At 61.7% G+C, this 952-nt stretch carries 1 protein-coding gene; it reads right to left on the bottom strand.

All coding sequences use genetic code 11. The features are described from left to right. On the bottom strand, nt 1–952 hold a 952-nt coding region (locus EN893_RS35685; RefSeq protein ID WP_164901475.1), incomplete at both ends, for an ABC transporter substrate-binding protein.

Here is a 952-nt window from a genome sequence, read left to right as displayed (position 1 = left end):
CCTTGGTGATCATCGCCAGCGTACCGGCGCCGAGCACGGGCGTGCCCAGTTCAGGCTTGGAGGCATAGGGCGGGAAGTAGAAGAAGTCCGCGTCCTGGCCGACCTTGGTACCTTCCGGGAAGAAGGTCGGGATGAACGATGCCTGATGGTGCAGGTAGCATTTCGGCGGCACCGAAAAGAGGCCCTTCGGGCTGTCGCGGAAATCGGTCGCCGCGACCGCCTTGGCGCCGCCATCGACCATCTTGTCGTCGGTCGCGATCTTGCCGAAAATGTCGATGGCGTTGACCACTGCGGGGTCGTTGAACGGGATCTCGTTCTTCACCCATTTGTCGTAGACCTCCGGAGGCTGGGTGCGCAGCATCAGGTCTTCGACCCAGTCGGTCGCCGGCCAGCCGGTGGCGCCGCCGGAGCCGAGGCCGATGCACCACGGCTTGCCGCCATCGGCGATGATCTTCTTTTCGAGATCGGCAAGTTCTTCCTGCGTTTTCGGCACCTTGTAGCCGGCTTCCTCGAAATTATCCGGCGAATACCAGACCAGCGACTTCACATCGGCCTTATAAGGGAAGGCGAAGAAGCCCGGCTTGCCGTCCTTGTCCTTAAAGGTGCCGAGATCGACCCATGACTGGCCGGCACCGTAATTGTCCTTGACCCATTTGGCGGTGTCGTCACCGAGCGGCGTCAAAAGGCCCTTCGACGCCAGGTCCTGGATAAGACCCGGCTGCGGCAGCACGGCGATGTTCGGCGGGCTGCCGGCCTGCGTGTCGATGACGATCTGCTGCTCGTAATTCTCCGAGGAGGAGTATTTGATCTCGACGCCGGTGGCTTCCGAGAAATAGTCGAGAACGCCGCGCACCAGGCCTTCGTCCTCGCCGCGCCACGGTCCGAAGATCGACAGCGTCTCACCCTTGAGGTCGACTTTCTTGAGCTCTTCGTAGTTCGCCCAGTTGAAGCG

The organism is Mesorhizobium sp. M7A.F.Ca.CA.004.04.2.1 (genome assembly GCF_004022825.1).
GTDB lineage: Bacteria > Pseudomonadota > Alphaproteobacteria > Rhizobiales > Rhizobiaceae > Mesorhizobium.
This window is presented reverse-complemented; position numbering and strand designations above follow the sequence as displayed.